This window comes from Shimwellia blattae DSM 4481 = NBRC 105725, from assembly GCF_000262305.1.
GTDB lineage: Bacteria > Pseudomonadota > Gammaproteobacteria > Enterobacterales > Enterobacteriaceae > Shimwellia > Shimwellia blattae.
On the sequence record NC_017910.1, the window covers coordinates 3236675 to 3252301 of the forward strand.

The window sequence follows — 15627 nt, forward strand, 5'->3', positions numbered from 1 at the left end:
ATCGTTCGTCTTTTAAGCAACTATTGACACACACATGAAGGCAAAAGCGATATTACTCGTCGCCTCTGTCCTGCTTGCGGGGTGCCAGTCGTCAAAACATGACGGAGCGGTCCAACAGCATGCTCAGAGCCTTTCTGCGGCAAGTCAGAGTGAAGCGGCAGGTCGGGCAAATAATGCACGTTGGCTGGATGACGGAACCAGCTTCGCGCAAAACCAGAACCTGTGGGCCTCAATCAGCGACGAGCTAAAGATGGGGATTCCGGAAAATGACCGGATTCGTGAACAAAAGCAAAAATACTTAAGAAATAAGAGCTATCTCCACGATGTAACGTTACGGGCAGAGCCGTATATGTACTGGATAGCCGGGCAAGTGAAAAAACGTAACCTGCCAATGGAGCTGGTACTCCTACCCATAGTGGAGAGCGCTTTTAACCCGCATGCGACATCCGCCGCAAATGCCGCTGGCATCTGGCAGATTGTTCCGAGCACGGGGCGTAATTATGGCTTAAAACAGACGCGCAACTATGATGCACGCCGGGATGTTGTGGCTTCGACCACTGCGGCCCTGAATATGATGCAGCGTCTGAACCGTATGTTTGATGGTGACTGGCTTCTGACGGTCGCAGCCTATAACAGCGGTGAAGGCCGGGTACTGAAGGCAATCAAAGCGAATAAAGCGCGTGGCAAAGCTACGGACTTTTGGTCGCTTTCACTGCCACAAGAAACCAAAATGTACGTGCCTAAAATGCTGGCCCTGAGTGAGATCCTCAAAAACAACAAGAAGTACGGCGTACGGCTGCCAACACCAGACGAAAGCCGTGCCCTGGCGCGTGTTAAAGTGGATTCACCGGTAGATATGTCCCAGCTGGCGGAAGTTACCGGTATGTCGCTGACGAAACTCAAAGCGTTCAATGCCGGATACCGCAACACGACTGTTGTCGGCAAAAATGGCCCGCAGTATGTGATGGTGCCCCGTAAACATGCGGCACTGGTGCGTAAGTCTATCGCCGCTGGCGATGTTACCTCCGCGCAACCGGCATCCTCACTGGCGAAAAACAGCGGCATTACCTACAAAGTACGCCGTGGTGATTCGCTCTCCAGTATCGCCCGTAAACACGGTGTGGACGTGAAGGATCTGATGCGCTGGAACACCGATGCTGACGCCCTGAGACCTGGCGATCAGCTGACGCTATACCTGCGTGCCAGCGATCGTCCGGATACCTGAATCATTCAGTCTTAAACCAGAAAGCACCTTCCCTGAAGGTGCTTTTTTTCGCCGCTCAGGCGGGCTTACCGGGGCTGAACTCCACCAGTAACGGATTATGATCAGAGGCGCTGGTCACCAGGACCGATGCTTCCCGGACACTGAGCCCGCGATAGAAGACAAAATCGAGCGGGCGGCCAAATGCGCGTTTGCGGTGATCGTCCGTAAAACGCACCTCACGCAGGGTCATTTCCCGGGCAAATCGGTATAACGCGTTAATTCGCGGGCGGCTCCAGGCATTAAAATCCCCGGCCATGATCACCGGGCCCTGGTGATGGGCAATCTGATCACCGATGGGATCCAGCTGCTTACTGTAAACATCAACACCCAGGCTGAAATTCACCGCGTGAATGTTCACCACCATCAGCATTCTGCCGTCCGGCAGGGGGTAGACAGTCACCAGGGCAGATTTAGACAAACGCAGGATAGGCTCCCGTTCCCGCAGCGGGCAGCAGTATATAGGCTGGGCTGCGGATAAGGTCATCACGCCAGAGGGGTGCTGAGGCAGCACAATGGCCGGCACCTGATCGGCTGCCAGATAGTGGGTGGTGGCGAAATGCACCAGTTCCGGGGTGGTCTGCGCCTCCTGCAGCAGCATCAGATGGGCGCCTTTGCCAAAATTCTGCAGCACCGATAACCAGTCTGCACGCTGCTGTTTAAAGATATTCCACACCAGGATACGCAGGGTTTTCTCCCCGTACAGCGGCTCTCCGGGAGCCAGTGTCAGGCTACTGGTTCCGGCCAGGGCAGAAGGGGGTAAGATGCGTTTTGCGGGCTGCCCTGCAACATAGCGCATGGCGTAGGTTTTTTTTCGCACTTCGGGTGGCGATCCTCTGACAAATAACCCTTCCCGGGCAGGAAAGGGTTATTCAGTTATAGAGTTTTTATACGCCGGTTTCAATGGCTGTGCGCAGCAAAGGTGCGATTAGCCTTCAGAGCACAGTGCCGCAGGTGCCCGGCTGACGTTGCGATCCAGCCGCCCGCTCCAGATAATCAGCACCAGCGCCAGCGCAACAATCACCGCGCCAATCCACGGGGTCTGCGCCAGGCCAAGTGTTGCCACCGTCTGACCACCGATAATCGAGCCCAGGGCAATCCCGATATTAAACGCGGCAATATTCAGGCCGGAGGCAACATCCACCGCATCCGGGGTATATTCTGCGGCTTTCTGCACCACATACACCTGCAGGCCGGGAACATTACCGAAGGCGAAGATCCCCATCACCAGCACCGTCACCAGCGCCGCGTAGTGGTGGCTGACGGTAAACTGGAACACCAGCAGCAGGGCAGACAGCACCGCGAAAATGAATTTCAGCGCGCTGGCCGCACCGTGTTTATCGGCCAGCTTCCCGCCCCAGATATTACCGATGGCAACCGATACCCCATAGCCAAGCAGGATAATACTCACATCAGAGGCGCTAAACCCGGCCAGATCCTGCATCATGGGCGTCAGGAAGGTGAACGCGGTAAATACCCCGCCGTAACCCAGTGCCGTTACCGCATAAATCAGCAGCAAACGCGGGTGGGTAATCACCTGCAACTGCGAGCGCAGGCTGGCAGGCTCACGGGTGGGAATGTCTGACGGCACCAGGATAATGCTGCTTATCAGGGCAATCACGCCAATCAGGGAGACCACCAGGAAGGTTTCACGCCAGCCAAAATGCTGGCCGATAAACGTGCCCAGCGGTACACCGGTCACCAGTGCGACGGTTAACCCGCCGAACATAATGGCAATGGCGGTAGCCCCCTTCTCTTTCGGGACCAGGCTTGTGGCAATGGTTGAGCCTATCGAGAAGAAGACCCCGTGCGCCAGCCCGGTCAGCAGGCGGGCAATAATCAGCGTGTTGTAACCCGGCGCCTGCCAGGCAATCAGGTTGCCGATAGTAAATAATACCATCAGGCCGATCAGCAGCTGCTTACGCGGCAACCGGCCCGTTAACGCGGTCAGTACCGGAGCACCAATGGCGACCCCCAGGGCATAAATAGAAACCAGCAGACCGGCGGAAGGCAGGCTTACGGAGAGCTGCTGTGCAATGGCTGGCACCAGACCCACAATAACAAACTCGGTGGTCCCGATGGCAAATGCGCTGATAGTCAGCGCCAGTAACGCAAGTGGCATACTTTACTCCAAATCAGATGTCATTCTGTGATGGCGTGCAGTATGCCCCTGTGTTTAAATAACAAAAATATTCAAAATCTCAATATAATTTTGCTCAAGGTGCAAAAATGAAAGCATCCTCAGATGAACTGGCTATTTTTGTGGCCGTTGTCGAAAGCGGCAGTTTTAGCCGTGCGGCTGAACAACTGGGCCAGGCCAATTCCGCCGTGAGCCGCGCGGTGAAAAAGCTGGAAATGAAGCTCGGTGTCAGCCTGCTGAACCGGACAACCCGGCAACTGAGCCTTACGGAGGAGGGAGAGCGCTATTTTCGCCGGGTGCAACATGTGCTACAGGAGATGGCCGCAGCAGAGAACGAGATTATCGAAAGCCGCCAGACCCCGCGCGGGCTGTTGCGTATTGATGCGGCCACACCGGTGGTTCTTCATTATCTGACACCGCTGATTAAGCCATTTCGTGAGCGCTACCCGGAGATGAGCCTGTCGCTGGTCTCCTCAGAAACCTTTATCAACCTGATTGAGCGTAAAGTGGATGTGGCTATCCGGGCCGGGAATCTCGGCGACTCCAGCCTGCGGGCCAGACCGCTGTTTATCAGCTACCGCAAGATAATCGCCTCCCCGGAATATCTGGCCCGTAACGGTGTGCCGCAAACCGTTAACGATCTGGCGCACCATGTCTGCCTCGGGTTCACAGAGCCCACATCACTGAATACCTGGCCTGTCGCCTGTGGCGACGGGCAGCTGCATCAGGTGACGTCAGATCTCTCGTCTAATAGCGGGGAGACGCTAAAACAGCTGTGTCTTACCGGGAACGGGATCGCCTGCCTGTCGGATTATATGGTGGATAAGGAGATAGCCAGCGGAACGCTGGTAGAGGTGCTGGCGGATAAACGCCTGCCGGTGGAGATGCCATTTAGCGCGGTGTATTACAGTGATCGGGCGGTGAGCACCCGGATCCGGGCATTTATTGATTTTCTCAGCGAGCATGCCAAAAAACCGGTATAACCGGCAGCGGGCAGCAGAGGCTGCCCGCCTGTAGGGAAGTAATAGCGCTTACTGATCCCAGGCCGGTGCCAGGCTCTCCGGGCTCACCAGACGATCGTTACGATCCAGTGCCGCGATGGCCTGGCGATCCTCCTGATCGAGCTGAAGATCAGCGGCCAGCAGGTTACTGGTGAGATTCTCCCGTTTAGTGGACGACGGGATAACCGAATACCCCTCCCCCATCGCCCAGCTCAGGATAACCTGTGCCGGTGTCGCATTATGTTTCTGTGCAATACGCAGGATAGTCTCATCCTGCAGCGCTTTACCGTAGGCCAGAGTCATATACGAGGTAATATGGATACCGTGCTCCCGGGCCCACTCAACAACCTTACGGTTTTGCAGGTATGGGGAGAGCTCAATCTGGTTGGTGGCTATCTGATCAGCCCCGACGGCAGCTATCGCCTGCTCCATGAGTGCGATGGTGAAGTTTGATATGCCAATCTCCCGGGTAAGCCCCTGGCGCTTTGCCTCCAGCAAGGCTGACATATACTCACTTACCGCCACTTTATTCCCCGGAGACGGCCAGTGGATAAGCGTCAGATCCACATAATCCGTGCCCAGTTTTGCCAGGCTTTCTTTGAGGCTTGGGATCAGTTTTTCTGCGCTGAGGTTTTCAGTCCAGATTTTTGTGGTCAGGTACAGGGATTCCCGGGCGATACCACTTTCAGCCAGAGCCTGGCCGATGGCCGCTTCATTATCATAAATCTGGGCGGTATCAATAGCGCGATATCCCAGCGCTAACGCGGTTTTTACTGACTGGATAACAACGTCGTCTTTCAGGCGGAAGGTGCCCAGGCCGCATACAGGAATGGTCATCATGTTTCTCTTTATCTCGTAGTGTGTGCTGGATAAAGATTATCGTCCGTTAAACTGTTGCGAAAAAGAGTGAAATCAGCAGAGGTTAATTGCTGCCAGCGCAATAATCTGCAAAAAGACAAAAGAAAAAGCCCTGAGCAAATGCTCAGGGCTTCATAAAGAGTGGCGGAACGGACGGGACTCGAACCCGCGACCCCCTGCGTGACAGGCAGGTATTCTAACCAACTGAACTACCGCTCCACCGAATTTTTCTACTGCTCCGGGTATTATGTCCCGGTTTACTGCTTAACTACTCAGATACCCGTTATCACAACGTTTATCCTGATTGGAGCCTGGCAGTTCCCTACTCTCGCATGGGGAGACCCCACACTACCATCGGCGCTACGGCGTTTCACTTCTGAGTTCGGCATGGGGTCAGGTGGGACCACCGCGCTACGGCCGCCAGGCATATTCTGTTGCTCATGTCCGTCTTTTTCTTTTGCACCACACCCGCGTTGGCTGCGCTCACTCGCAACAGTCACTTACTTCAGTAAGCTCCTGTCGCCTCGTTCTCTTGCCGCCTTGCTGTGGCTCAAAATCGAAAAGACTTACATCATCTATCCGGTAACAAGCTGAATATCGTCTCTCTCTTCACACCAAAACATCTTTGGCGTTGTAAGGTTAAGCCTCACGGTTCATTAGTACCGGTTAGCTCAATGCATCGCTGCACTTACACACCCGGCCTATCAACGTCGTCGTCTTCAACGTTCCTTCAGGAGACTTTAAGTCTCAGGGAGAACTCATCTCGGGGCAAGTTTCGTGCTTAGATGCTTTCAGCACTTATCTCTTCCGCATGTAGCTACCGGGCAATGCCATTGGCATGACAACCCGAACACCAGTGATGCGTCCACTCCGGTCCTCTCGTACTAGGAGCAGCCCCCCTCAGTTCTCCAGCGCCCACGGCAGATAGGGACCGAACTGTCTCACGACGTTCTAAACCCAGCTCGCGTACCACTTTAAATGGCGAACAGCCATACCCTTGGGACCTACTTCAGCCCCAGGATGTGATGAGCCGACATCGAGGTGCCAAACACCGCCGTCGATATGAACTCTTGGGCGGTATCAGCCTGTTATCCCCGGAGTACCTTTTATCCGTTGAGCGATGGCCCTTCCATTCAGAACCACCGGATCACTAAGACCTGCTTTCGCACCTGCTCGAGCCGTCACTCTCGCAGTCAAGCTAGCTTATGCCTTTGCACTAACCTCCTGATGTCCGACCAGGATTAGCTAACCTTCGTGCTCCTCCGTTACTCTTTGGGAGGAGACCGCCCCAGTCAAACTACCCACCAGACACTGTCCGCAACCCGGTTTACGGGTCTACGTTAGAACATCAAACATTAAAGGGTGGTATTTCAAGGTTGGCTCCATGCAGACTGGCGTCCACACTTCAAAGCCTCCCACCTATCCTACACATCAAGGCTCAATGTTCAGTGTCAAGCTATAGTAAAGGTTCACGGGGTCTTTCCGTCTTGCCGCGGGTACACTGCATCTTCACAGCGAGTTCAATTTCACTGAGTCTCGGGTGGAGACAGCCTGGCCATCATTACGCCATTCGTGCAGGTCGGAACTTACCCGACAAGGAATTTCGCTACCTTAGGACCGTTATAGTTACGGCCGCCGTTTACCGGGGCTTCGATCAGGAGCTTCGCTTGCGCTGACCCCATCAATTAACCTTCCGGCACCGGGCAGGCGTCACACCGTATACGTCCACTTTCGTGTTTGCACAGTGCTGTGTTTTTAATAAACAGTTGCAGCCAGCTGGTATCTTCGACTGACTTCAGCTCCACCCGCAGGGGCTTCACCTACATGTCAGCGTGCCTTCTCCCGAAGTTACGGCACCATTTTGCCTAGTTCCTTCACCCGAGTTCTCTCAAGCGCCTTGGTATTCTCTACCTGACCACCTGTGTCGGTTTGGGGTACGATTTGATGTTACCTGATGCTTAGAGGCTTTTCCTGGAAGCAGGGCATTTGTTACTTCAGCACCGTAGTGCCTCGTCATCACGCCTCAGTGTTAAAGTGAACCGGATTTGCCTGGTTCACACACCTACACGCTTAAACCGGGACGACCGTCGCCCGGATAACATAGCCTTCTCCGTCCCCCCTTCGCAGTAACACCAAGTACAGGAATATTAACCTGTTTCCCATCGACTACGCCTTTCGGCCTCGCCTTAGGGGTCGACTCACCCTGCCCCGATTAACGTTGGACAGGAACCCTTGGTCTTCCGGCGTGCGGGTTTTTCACCCGCATTATCGTTACTTATGTCAGCATTCGCACTTCTGATACCTCCAGCAGTCCTCACAGACCACCTTCAACGGCTTACAGAACGCTCCCCTACCCAACAACACACAGTGTCGCTGCCGCAGCTTCGGTGCACAGTTTAGCCCCGTTACATCTTCCGCGCAGGCCGACTCGACCAGTGAGCTATTACGCTTTCTTTAAATGATGGCTGCTTCTAAGCCAACATCCTGGCTGTCTGGGCCTTCCCACATCGTTTCCCACTTAACTGTGACTTTGGGACCTTAGCTGGCGGTCTGGGTTGTTTCCCTCTTCACGACGGACGTTAGCACCCGCCGTGTGTCTCCCGTGATAACATTCTGTGGTATTCGTAGTTTGCATCGGGTTGGTAAGTCGGGATGACCCCCTAGCCGAAACAGTGCTCTACCCCCACAGATGAGTTCACGAGGCGCTACCTAAATAGCTTTCGGGGAGAACCAGCTATCTCCCGGTTTGATTGGCCTTTCACCCCCAGCCACAAGTCATCCGCTAATTTTTCAACATTAGTCGGTTCGGTCCTCCAGTTAGTGTTACCCAACCTTCAACCTGCCCATGGCTAGATCACCGGGTTTCGGGTCTATACCCTGCAACTTAACGCCCAGTTAAGACTCGGTTTCCCTGCGGCTCCCCTATTCGGTTAACCTTGCTACAGAATATAAGTCGCTGACCCATTATACAAAAGGTACGCAGTCACATCCCGAAGGATGCTCCCACTGCTTGTACGTACACGGTTTCAGGTTCTTTTTCACTCCCCTCGCCGGGGTTCTTTTCGCCTTTCCCTCACGGTACTGGTTCACTATCGGTCAGTCAGGAGTATTTAGCCTTGGAGGATGGTCCCCCCATCTTCAGACAGGATATCACGTGTCCCGCCCTACTCATCGAGTTCACAACATGTGCATTTTCGTGTACGGGGCTTTCACCCTGTATCGCGCGACTTTCCAGACGCTTCCACTAACACACACGCTGATTCAGACTCTGGGCTGCTCCCCGTTCGCTCGCCGCTACTGGGGGAATCTCGGTTGATTTCTTTTCCTCGGGGTACTTAGATGTTTCAGTTCCCCCGGTTCGCCTCGTTAGCCTATGTATTCAGCTAACGATAGTGTGACGAATCACACTGGGTTTCCCCATTCGGACATCGCCGGGTCAAAGGTTCATATCACCTCGCCGGCGCTTTTCGCAGATTAGCACGTCCTTCATCGCCTCTGACTGCCAGGGCATCCACCGTGTACGCTTAGTCGCTTAACCTCACAACCCGAAGATGTCTTCAGGTGTGATAATTTGAGAGACTCATAAACGCTTGCGCGTTTATTGTTTCAATTTTCAGCTTGTTCCAGATTTTTAAAGAGCAAATATCTCAAACATGACTCTCGCAAGTCAGTTTTGAGATATATCGGCACGCAACTTTCACTTACATACCAGCAAGTGGCGTCCCCTAGGGGATTCGAACCCCTGTTACCGCCGTGAAAGGGCGGTGTCCTGGGCCTCTAGACGAAGGGGACACTGTAGTCTCGTTCGCAAGACGCCTTGCTTCTCTACTTTCATCAGACAATCTGTGTGAGCACTAAAAGGTTGTATCTTTAAGGTAAGGAGGTGATCCAACCGCAGGTTCCCCTACGGTTACCTTGTTACGACTTCACCCCAGTCATGAATCACAAAGTGGTAAGCGCCCTCCCGAAGGTTAAGCTACCTACTTCTTTTGCAACCCACTCCCATGGTGTGACGGGCGGTGTGTACAAGGCCCGGGAACGTATTCACCGTGGCATTCTGATCCACGATTACTAGCGATTCCGACTTCATGGAGTCGAGTTGCAGACTCCAATCCGGACTACGACGCACTTTATGAGATCCGCTTGCTCTCGCGAGGTCGCTTCTCTTTGTATGCGCCATTGTAGCACGTGTGTAGCCCTGGTCGTAAGGGCCATGATGACTTGACGTCATCCCCACCTTCCTCCAGTTTATCACTGGCAGTCTCCCCTGAGTTCCCACCCGAAGTGCTGGCAACAGAGGATAGGGGTTGCGCTCGTTGCGGGACTTAACCCAACATTTCACAACACGAGCTGACGACAGCCATGCAGCACCTGTCTCATAGCTCCCGAAGGCACCAAGGCATCTCTGCCAAGTTCTATGGATGTCAAGACCAGGTAAGGTTCTTCGCGTTGCATCGAATTAAACCACATGCTCCACCGCTTGTGCGGGCCCCCGTCAATTCATTTGAGTTTTAACCTTGCGGCCGTACTCCCCAGGCGGTCAACTTAACGCGTTAGCTCCGGAAGCCACGGTTCAAGACCACAACTTCCAAGTTGACATCGTTTACGGCGTGGACTACCAGGGTATCTAATCCTGTTTGCTCCCCACGCTTTCGCACCTGAGCGTCAGTCTTCGTCCAGGGGGCCGCCTTCGCCACCGGTATTCCTCCAGATCTCTACGCATTTCACCGCTACACCTGGAATTCTACCCCCCTCTACGAGACTCAAGCTGACCAGTTTCAAATGCAGTTCCCAGGTTAAGCCCGGGGATTTCACATCTGACTTAATCAACCGCCTGCGTGCGCTTTACGCCCAGTAATTCCGATTAACGCTTGCACCCTCCGTATTACCGCGGCTGCTGGCACGGAGTTAGCCGGTGCTTCTTCTGCGGGTAACGTCAATTGCTGAGGTTATTAACCTCAACACCTTCCTCCCCGCTGAAAGTACTTTACAACCCGAAGGCCTTCTTCATACACGCGGCATGGCTGCATCAGGCTTGCGCCCATTGTGCAATATTCCCCACTGCTGCCTCCCGTAGGAGTCTGGACCGTGTCTCAGTTCCAGTGTGGCTGGTCATCCTCTCAGACCAGCTAGGGATCGTCGCCTAGGTGAGCCGTTACCCCACCTACTAGCTAATCCCATCTGGGCACATCCGATGGTATGAGGCCCGAAGGTCCCCCACTTTGGTCTTGCGACATTATGCGGTATTAGCTACCGTTTCCAGTAGTTATCCCCCTCCATCAGGCAGTTTCCCAGACATTACTCACCCGTCCGCCACTCGTCAGCGAATCAGCAAGCTGATTCCTGTTACCGTTCGACTTGCATGTGTTAAGCCTGCCGCCAGCGTTCAATCTGAGCCATGATCAAACTCTTCAATTCAAAGTTTGATGCTCAAAGAATTAAACTGTTTATTCGTAATGAATTAACTGTTAGTCACTCTTGAGACTTGATAATCATTTCTCGTCTTGCGACGTTAAGATATCAGTGCCTTAGAGTGCCCACACAGATTGTCTGATAAATTGTTAAAGAGCAGTGCGACGCGCTTTAGCGCTCTGTCGCGAGGTGGCGTATGTTACGCTTTCCTCTTTCAGAGTCAACCGTTATTTTCAGGCTTTCTCTTCAATCTTCACCGCTGTTTGCCGTGATGTCTGTCACAGCCGCCGTGTCGATGGAGGCGCATTATAGGGAGCCCACGCCGGATGGCAAGCATGATTTTGCAAAAACATGCAAAAAACTCACCATCCGCTCAGTTTTCATTCATCCTGCTTATTTTTGCTGCTTTTTGATAGCCGCAGGCAGATCTGCCAGGCTGTTAATCACCCAGTCTGCGGTGGCTTCGGCCTCCGGGGTGACCGGTTTACCGGTACGCACTAAGACTTTTGTGCCCACCGCAGCCCCCTGGCCCGCCTGCATATCTTCGAGCTTGTCACCCACCATATAGGAAGCCGCCATATCAATATGCAAAAAGCGCTGGGCGGAAAGCAGCATGCCCGGTTGCGGTTTGCGGCAGTCACACTCCTGGCGGAATTCAGCTACGCTCCCCTCCGGGTGGTGCGGGCAGTAATAGATACCATCGAGCTCCACGTCCCGGTCCGCCAGTGACCAGTCCATCCACTCGGTGAGATGTTCAAACTGCTCTTCGGTAAAAATGCCACGCGCCAGGCCCGACTGGTTGGTCACAACCACCAGCGCAAACCCCATGGCTTTTAATTCTTTCATCGCGTCGATAACGCCATCGATGAACTCAAAGTTGTCTATCTCGTGTACGTAGCCGTGATCCACATTAATAGTGCCATCCCGGTCGAGAAAAATAGCAGGTACTGATTTAGCCACCTGAAGAACTCCTGAAATAGTAGATTCTCCTTAGTATCGCATGTTTCGCAGACTGAGAAAGCGCTCATTAGACAGAGTTGCATTGATTTAGACGTCTGGATGCCTTAACATCCATTCCACTTACGGTCATCGCCTCTAATTTTGTTAGTAGAAAATGCCGCGGCCAACAATTATCAGATAATAAATAACCAGATGATTAAACTTTCCAGCATCACCAAGGTATTCCAGCAGGGAAACCGAACCATTCAGGCGCTGAATAATGTCAGCCTGCATGTTCCTGCCGGGCAAATTTATGGCGTGATTGGCTCCTCCGGGGCGGGGAAAAGCACACTTATCCGCTGTGTTAACCTGCTTGAGCGCCCGACCCAGGGCACCGTTCTGGTAGACGGCCAGGATCTTACCGCCATGTCCGACGCACAGCTCACCCGGGCGCGCCGCCAGATTGGCATGATCTTCCAGCACTTTAACCTGCTCTCATCCCGGACGGTGTTCGGGAACGTGGCTCTGCCCCTTGAACTGGATAACACCCCCACCGCCGACATTAAACAGCGGGTCACCGAGCTGCTGGAACTGGTGGGACTGGGCGATAAACAGGATGCTTACCCGGCAAATCTGTCCGGCGGCCAGAAGCAGCGCGTGGCCATCGCCCGTGCCCTGGCCAGCAACCCGAAAGTTCTGCTGTGCGATGAGGCCACCAGCGCGCTGGACCCGGCCACAACCCGCTCTATCCTTGAACTGCTCAAAGACATTAACCGCCGCCTGGGGCTGACCATTTTGCTCATCACCCATGAAATGGACGTGGTAAAACGCATCTGTGACTGCGTGGCCGTTATCAGTAACGGCGAGCTGATTGAGCAGGACACGGTCAGCGAAGTGTTCTCCCACCCGAAAACACCGCTGGCTCAGCAGTTTATTCAGTCTACCCTGCATCTGGATATTCCGGATGACTACGCCAAACGCCTGAAGACAGAGCCCACGGGCGACGATATTGTCCCGCTACTGCGTCTGGAATTCACCGGCCAGTCAGTGGATGCGCCTTTACTGTCCGAAACCACGCGCCGCTTTAATGTTAACAACAACATTATCAGCGCTCAGATGGATTATGCCGGTGGCGTAAAATTCGGCATTATGCTGGCTGAAATGCACGGCGACCGGAAGGCAACACAGGAAGCGATAGCTTACCTGCAGCAACAAAACGTAAAAATTGAGGTACTGGGTTATGTCTGAAGCAATGATGTGGTTAATGCTGAAAGGCATCTGGGAAACGCTGGCGATGACGTTTGTCTCCGGTTTTTTCGGCTTTGTGATTGGTCTGCCGCTCGGGGTATTGCTGTATATCACCCGGCCGGGGCAGATCATTGAAAATGCCACGCTGTACCGGGTTATCTCTGCGCTGGTCAATATTTTCCGCTCCATTCCTTTTATTATTTTACTGGTATGGATGATCCCCTTCACCCGGGTTATTGTCGGTACGTCTATCGGCCTGCAGGCGGCGATTGTTCCGCTGACTGTCGGTGCGGCGCCGTTTATTGCCCGTATGGTGGAAAACGCCCTGCTGGAGATCCCGTCAGGTCTGATTGAGGCCTCCCGCGCAATGGGGGCAACCCCGGTGCAGATCATCCGTAAGATCCTGCTGCCGGAAGCCATGCCCGGGCTGGTTAACGCAGCCACCATCACCCTGATAACCCTGGTGGGTTACTCCGCTATGGGGGGTGCCGTTGGTGCCGGTGGTCTGGGGCAGATAGGTTATCAGTATGGCTACATCGGTTATGATGCTACTGTAATGAATACTGTGCTGATTTTGCTGGTCGCGCTGGTATGGTTAATCCAGATCGGTGGCGACAGAATTGTCCGCGCCGTCACGCACAAATAACACAACACCTTTTGACTCTCACAGGAAGAATGGATATGGCTTTTAAATTCAAGACCTACGCTGCGATTGGCGCATTAATCGGTTCCCTGGCGCTGGTTGGCTGCGGCCAGGAAGAGAAAGATCCCAACCATATTAAAGTTGGCGTGATCGTCGGCGCAGAACAGCAGGTTGCGGAAGTTGCCCAGAAAGTGGCCAAAGATAAATATGGCCTTGATGTTGAGCTTGTCACCTTTAACGATTACGTGCTGCCTAACGAAGCGCTGAGCAAAGGCGATATTGACGCCAACGCATTCCAGCATAAACCGTATCTGGATCAGCAAATCAAAGATCGCGGCTATAAACTGGTGCCGGTCGGCGCCACCTTCGTTTACCCGATTGCCGGTTACTCCAAGAAAATTAAATCGCTGGATGAGTTACAGCCCGGCGCCCAGATTGCAGTACCCAACGATCCGACTAACCTTGGCCGCTCCCTGCTGCTGCTGCAGAAAGTGGGCCTGATCACACTGAAAGACGGCATTGGCCTGCTGCCAACCGTGCTGGATATCACCGGGAACCCGAAAAACCTGAAAATTGTTGAGCTGGAAGCACCGCAACTGCCGCGTTCACTGGACGACGCCCAGATTGCCCTGGCGGTTATCAACACCACCTACGCCAGCCAGATCAACCTGACCCCGGCGAAAGACGGTATCTTTGTTGAAGATAAAGATTCACCTTACGTTAACCTGATCGTCTCCCGTGAAGATAATAAAGACGCGGAAAACGTGAAGAAATTTGTTCAGGCTTATCAGTCTGATGAAGTCTCTGACGCGGCAAACCGCATCTTTAACGGCGGGGCTGTTAAGGGCTGGTAATCCGGCGATTGTTAGTAAAACATCGCATAAATTTTCAGGACGGGCGCATGCCCGTCTTGTTATTTTTACAATTGCTTGATTCAATAACGCGATTTTCACAATCTCAGAGGAACGACTATGCGCGCCTTACCGATCTGTGTATTGGCATTCGCCCTGAGCGGCTGCTCAATATTAAGCAGATCCCCTGTAGAACCGGCAAAATCGCCGCAGCCCCCGGCAAAAGCGACACAACCCAGCCAGCCGAAAACCACCACCCACTATGCCCCGGTACATATCTATACCAAAGCTGAGGAGCTGGTTGGCAAGCCCTTCAGGGATCTGGGTGAAGTCAGCGGAGACTCCTGCCAGGTCAGCAACCAGGACTCACCGCCCAATATTCCAACCGCCCGCAAACGCATGCAGATCAACGCCGCAAAAATGCGTGCTAACGCCGTGTTACAACACAGCTGTGAAATCACCAGCGGCACACCCGGGTGCTACCGCCAGGCCATCTGCCTTGGCTCTGCGCTGAAAGTCGGCACCAAATGACCAGTTTCAGGTTCGCACAGATCGGCGTAATTCACTCCCCCTATAAAGAGAAATTCGCCGTTCCGCGCCAGCCAGGTTTAGTCAAAGACGGCTGCGGCACCCTGGAGCTGCTGGCGCCTTATAACCAGCCAGAAGCGGTCCGGGGGCTTGAGGGATTCAGCCATCTCTGGCTGCTGTTTATCTTCCACCAGACCATGGATGGCGGCTGGCGCCCGACGGTACGCCCGCCCCGGCTGGGCGGTAACGCCCGGATGGGGGTTTTTGCCACCCGCTCCACATTCCGCCCCAACCCGCTGGGCATGTCACTGGTCGAGCTGCAGGGCATTACCCACCAGCACGATACGCTGCTGTTGCACCTGGGCGGGCTGGATCTGGTAGACGGCACCCCCATTGTTGATATCAAGCCTTATCTGCCGTTTGCTGAAGCCATTCCCGAAGCCCGGGCAGGCTATGCTCAGCAGGCCCCGGCGGCCGATATGCCGGTCAGCTTCACACCAGAGGTGGCCGGCCAGATCCGGCAACTGGACGGGCGCTACCCGCATCTGGCGCGTTTTATCACTGATGTTCTGGCCCAGGATCCGCGCCCGGCTTATCGTAAAAGTGAGGAGCCCGGTAAAAGCTATGCGGTACATCTGCTGGATTTTAATGTCCGCTGGCGGGTGACTGAGCAGGGCTGCGAGGTGTTTGCACTGGAGCCTGTTTCACTTTAAGGGTAAATTACAGCCCTTCCCTTTTGGCATTTT

At 54.0% G+C, this 15627-nt stretch carries 11 protein-coding genes, 2 tRNA genes and 3 rRNA genes; 7 read left to right on the top strand and 9 right to left on the bottom strand.

The genetic code is table 11. The features are described from left to right. Window positions 1-34: 34 nt before the first annotated feature. On the top strand, window positions 35-1225 hold the full coding sequence (mltD, locus tag EBL_RS15235; RefSeq protein WP_002444579.1) for a murein transglycosylase D: 1191 nt from the start codon (window positions 35-37) through the stop codon (window positions 1223-1225). 55 nt (window positions 1226-1280) lie between these two features. Here mltD and EBL_RS15240 read toward each other — a convergent pair whose 3' ends face one another. Both EBL_RS15240 and EBL_RS15245 read right to left on the bottom strand, forming a co-directional pair. After that, window positions 1281-2081, bottom strand: a complete 801-nt coding sequence (locus EBL_RS15240; protein ID WP_002444582.1) for an endonuclease/exonuclease/phosphatase family protein — start codon at window positions 2079-2081, stop codon at window positions 1281-1283. A gap of 108 nt (window positions 2082-2189) precedes the next feature. Continuing rightward, window positions 2190-3383 (bottom strand): MFS transporter, encoded by a 1194-nt coding sequence (locus EBL_RS15245; protein WP_002444584.1) that lies wholly within the window; start codon window positions 3381-3383, stop codon window positions 2190-2192. 107 nt (window positions 3384-3490) lie between these two features. Here EBL_RS15245 and yafC point away from each other — a divergent pair, with 107 nt between their 5' ends. Next, complete coding sequence (gene yafC / locus EBL_RS15250) at window positions 3491-4384, top strand: DNA-binding transcriptional regulator YafC (RefSeq protein ID WP_002444586.1); 894 nt, start codon at window positions 3491-3493, stop codon at window positions 4382-4384. A gap of 48 nt (window positions 4385-4432) precedes the next feature. Here the strand turns inward: yafC and dkgB are convergent, their stop codons facing one another. From dkgB to gmhB, 7 genes are all read right to left on the bottom strand, one after another. Continuing rightward, on the bottom strand, window positions 4433-5239 hold the full coding sequence (dkgB, locus tag EBL_RS15255) for a 2,5-didehydrogluconate reductase DkgB (RefSeq protein ID WP_002444588.1): 807 nt from the start codon (window positions 5237-5239) through the stop codon (window positions 4433-4435). A gap of 163 nt (window positions 5240-5402) precedes the next feature. Continuing rightward, a tRNA-Asp gene (locus EBL_RS15260) sits at window positions 5403-5479 on the bottom strand. Window positions 5480-5569: 90 nt separating this feature from the next. Continuing rightward, window positions 5570-5685, bottom strand: a 5S ribosomal RNA gene (gene rrf, locus EBL_RS15265). A gap of 210 nt (window positions 5686-5895) precedes the next feature. Continuing rightward, window positions 5896-8798: ribosomal RNA gene (locus EBL_RS15270) — 23S ribosomal RNA — on the bottom strand. Window positions 8799-8976: 178 nt separating this feature from the next. Beyond that, window positions 8977-9052 (bottom strand) — tRNA-Glu (locus tag EBL_RS15275). Window positions 9053-9136: 84 nt separating this feature from the next. Continuing rightward, window positions 9137-10678: ribosomal RNA gene (locus tag EBL_RS15280) — 16S ribosomal RNA — on the bottom strand. Together the 16S, 23S and 5S rRNA genes with 2 tRNA genes alongside form the textbook arrangement of a ribosomal RNA operon. A 387-nt stretch (window positions 10679-11065) precedes the next feature. Next, a complete protein-coding gene (gmhB, locus tag EBL_RS15285) occupies window positions 11066-11632 on the bottom strand; it encodes a D-glycero-beta-D-manno-heptose 1,7-bisphosphate 7-phosphatase (RefSeq protein ID WP_002441049.1) in 567 nt (188 codons plus the stop codon). Between the two features lie 192 nt (window positions 11633-11824). On the opposite strand from gmhB, the gene metN reads away from it, so the two are divergent. From metN to tsaA, 5 genes are all read left to right on the top strand, one after another. Further along, a complete protein-coding gene (gene metN / locus EBL_RS15290; protein ID WP_002441050.1) occupies window positions 11825-12859 on the top strand; it encodes a methionine ABC transporter ATP-binding protein MetN in 1035 nt (344 codons plus the stop codon). Further along, entirely contained in the window at window positions 12852-13505 is a 654-nt protein-coding gene (locus EBL_RS15295) for a methionine ABC transporter permease MetI (RefSeq protein ID WP_002441052.1), read from the top strand. Before metN ends, EBL_RS15295 begins: the two co-directional genes overlap by 8 nt. 35 nt (window positions 13506-13540) lie before the next feature. Further along, on the top strand, window positions 13541-14356 hold the full coding sequence (locus EBL_RS15300; RefSeq protein WP_002441053.1) for a MetQ/NlpA family lipoprotein: 816 nt from the start codon (window positions 13541-13543) through the stop codon (window positions 14354-14356). A gap of 117 nt (window positions 14357-14473) precedes the next feature. Further along, window positions 14474-14884, top strand: coding sequence for an Rcs stress response system protein RcsF (rcsF, locus tag EBL_RS15305; RefSeq protein ID WP_002441055.1), 411 nt, complete (start codon window positions 14474-14476; stop codon window positions 14882-14884). Next, the gene (tsaA, locus tag EBL_RS15310; RefSeq protein ID WP_002441058.1) at window positions 14881-15594 is read left to right on the top strand and encodes a tRNA (N6-threonylcarbamoyladenosine(37)-N6)-methyltransferase TrmO; all 714 of its coding nucleotides are present in this window, start codon (window positions 14881-14883) and stop codon (window positions 15592-15594) included. The genes rcsF and tsaA overlap by 4 nt, the downstream gene beginning before the upstream one ends. The last annotated feature ends 33 nt before the right edge of the window (window positions 15595-15627 follow it).

Bases quoted from the DNA above. Each gene is read 5' to 3' on its own strand.
- mltD (WP_002444579.1), top strand. From the start codon at position 35: ATGAAGGCAAAAGCGATATTACTCGTCGCCTCTGTCCTGCTTGCGGGG.
- EBL_RS15245 (WP_002444584.1), bottom strand. From the start codon at position 3,383: ATGCCACTTGCGTTACTGGCGCTGACTATCAGCGCATTTGCCATCGGG.
- yafC (WP_002444586.1), top strand. From the start codon at position 3,491: ATGAAAGCATCCTCAGATGAACTGGCTATTTTTGTGGCCGTTGTCGAA.
- dkgB (WP_002444588.1), bottom strand. From the start codon at position 5,239: ATGACCATTCCTGTATGCGGCCTGGGCACCTTCCGCCTGAAAGACGAC.
- metN (WP_002441050.1), top strand. From the start codon at position 11,825: ATGATTAAACTTTCCAGCATCACCAAGGTATTCCAGCAGGGAAACCGA.
- EBL_RS15295 (WP_002441052.1), top strand. From the start codon at position 12,852: ATGTCTGAAGCAATGATGTGGTTAATGCTGAAAGGCATCTGGGAAACG.
- EBL_RS15300 (WP_002441053.1), top strand. From the start codon at position 13,541: ATGGCTTTTAAATTCAAGACCTACGCTGCGATTGGCGCATTAATCGGT.
- rcsF (WP_002441055.1), top strand. From the start codon at position 14,474: ATGCGCGCCTTACCGATCTGTGTATTGGCATTCGCCCTGAGCGGCTGC.
- tsaA (WP_002441058.1), top strand. From the start codon at position 14,881: ATGACCAGTTTCAGGTTCGCACAGATCGGCGTAATTCACTCCCCCTAT.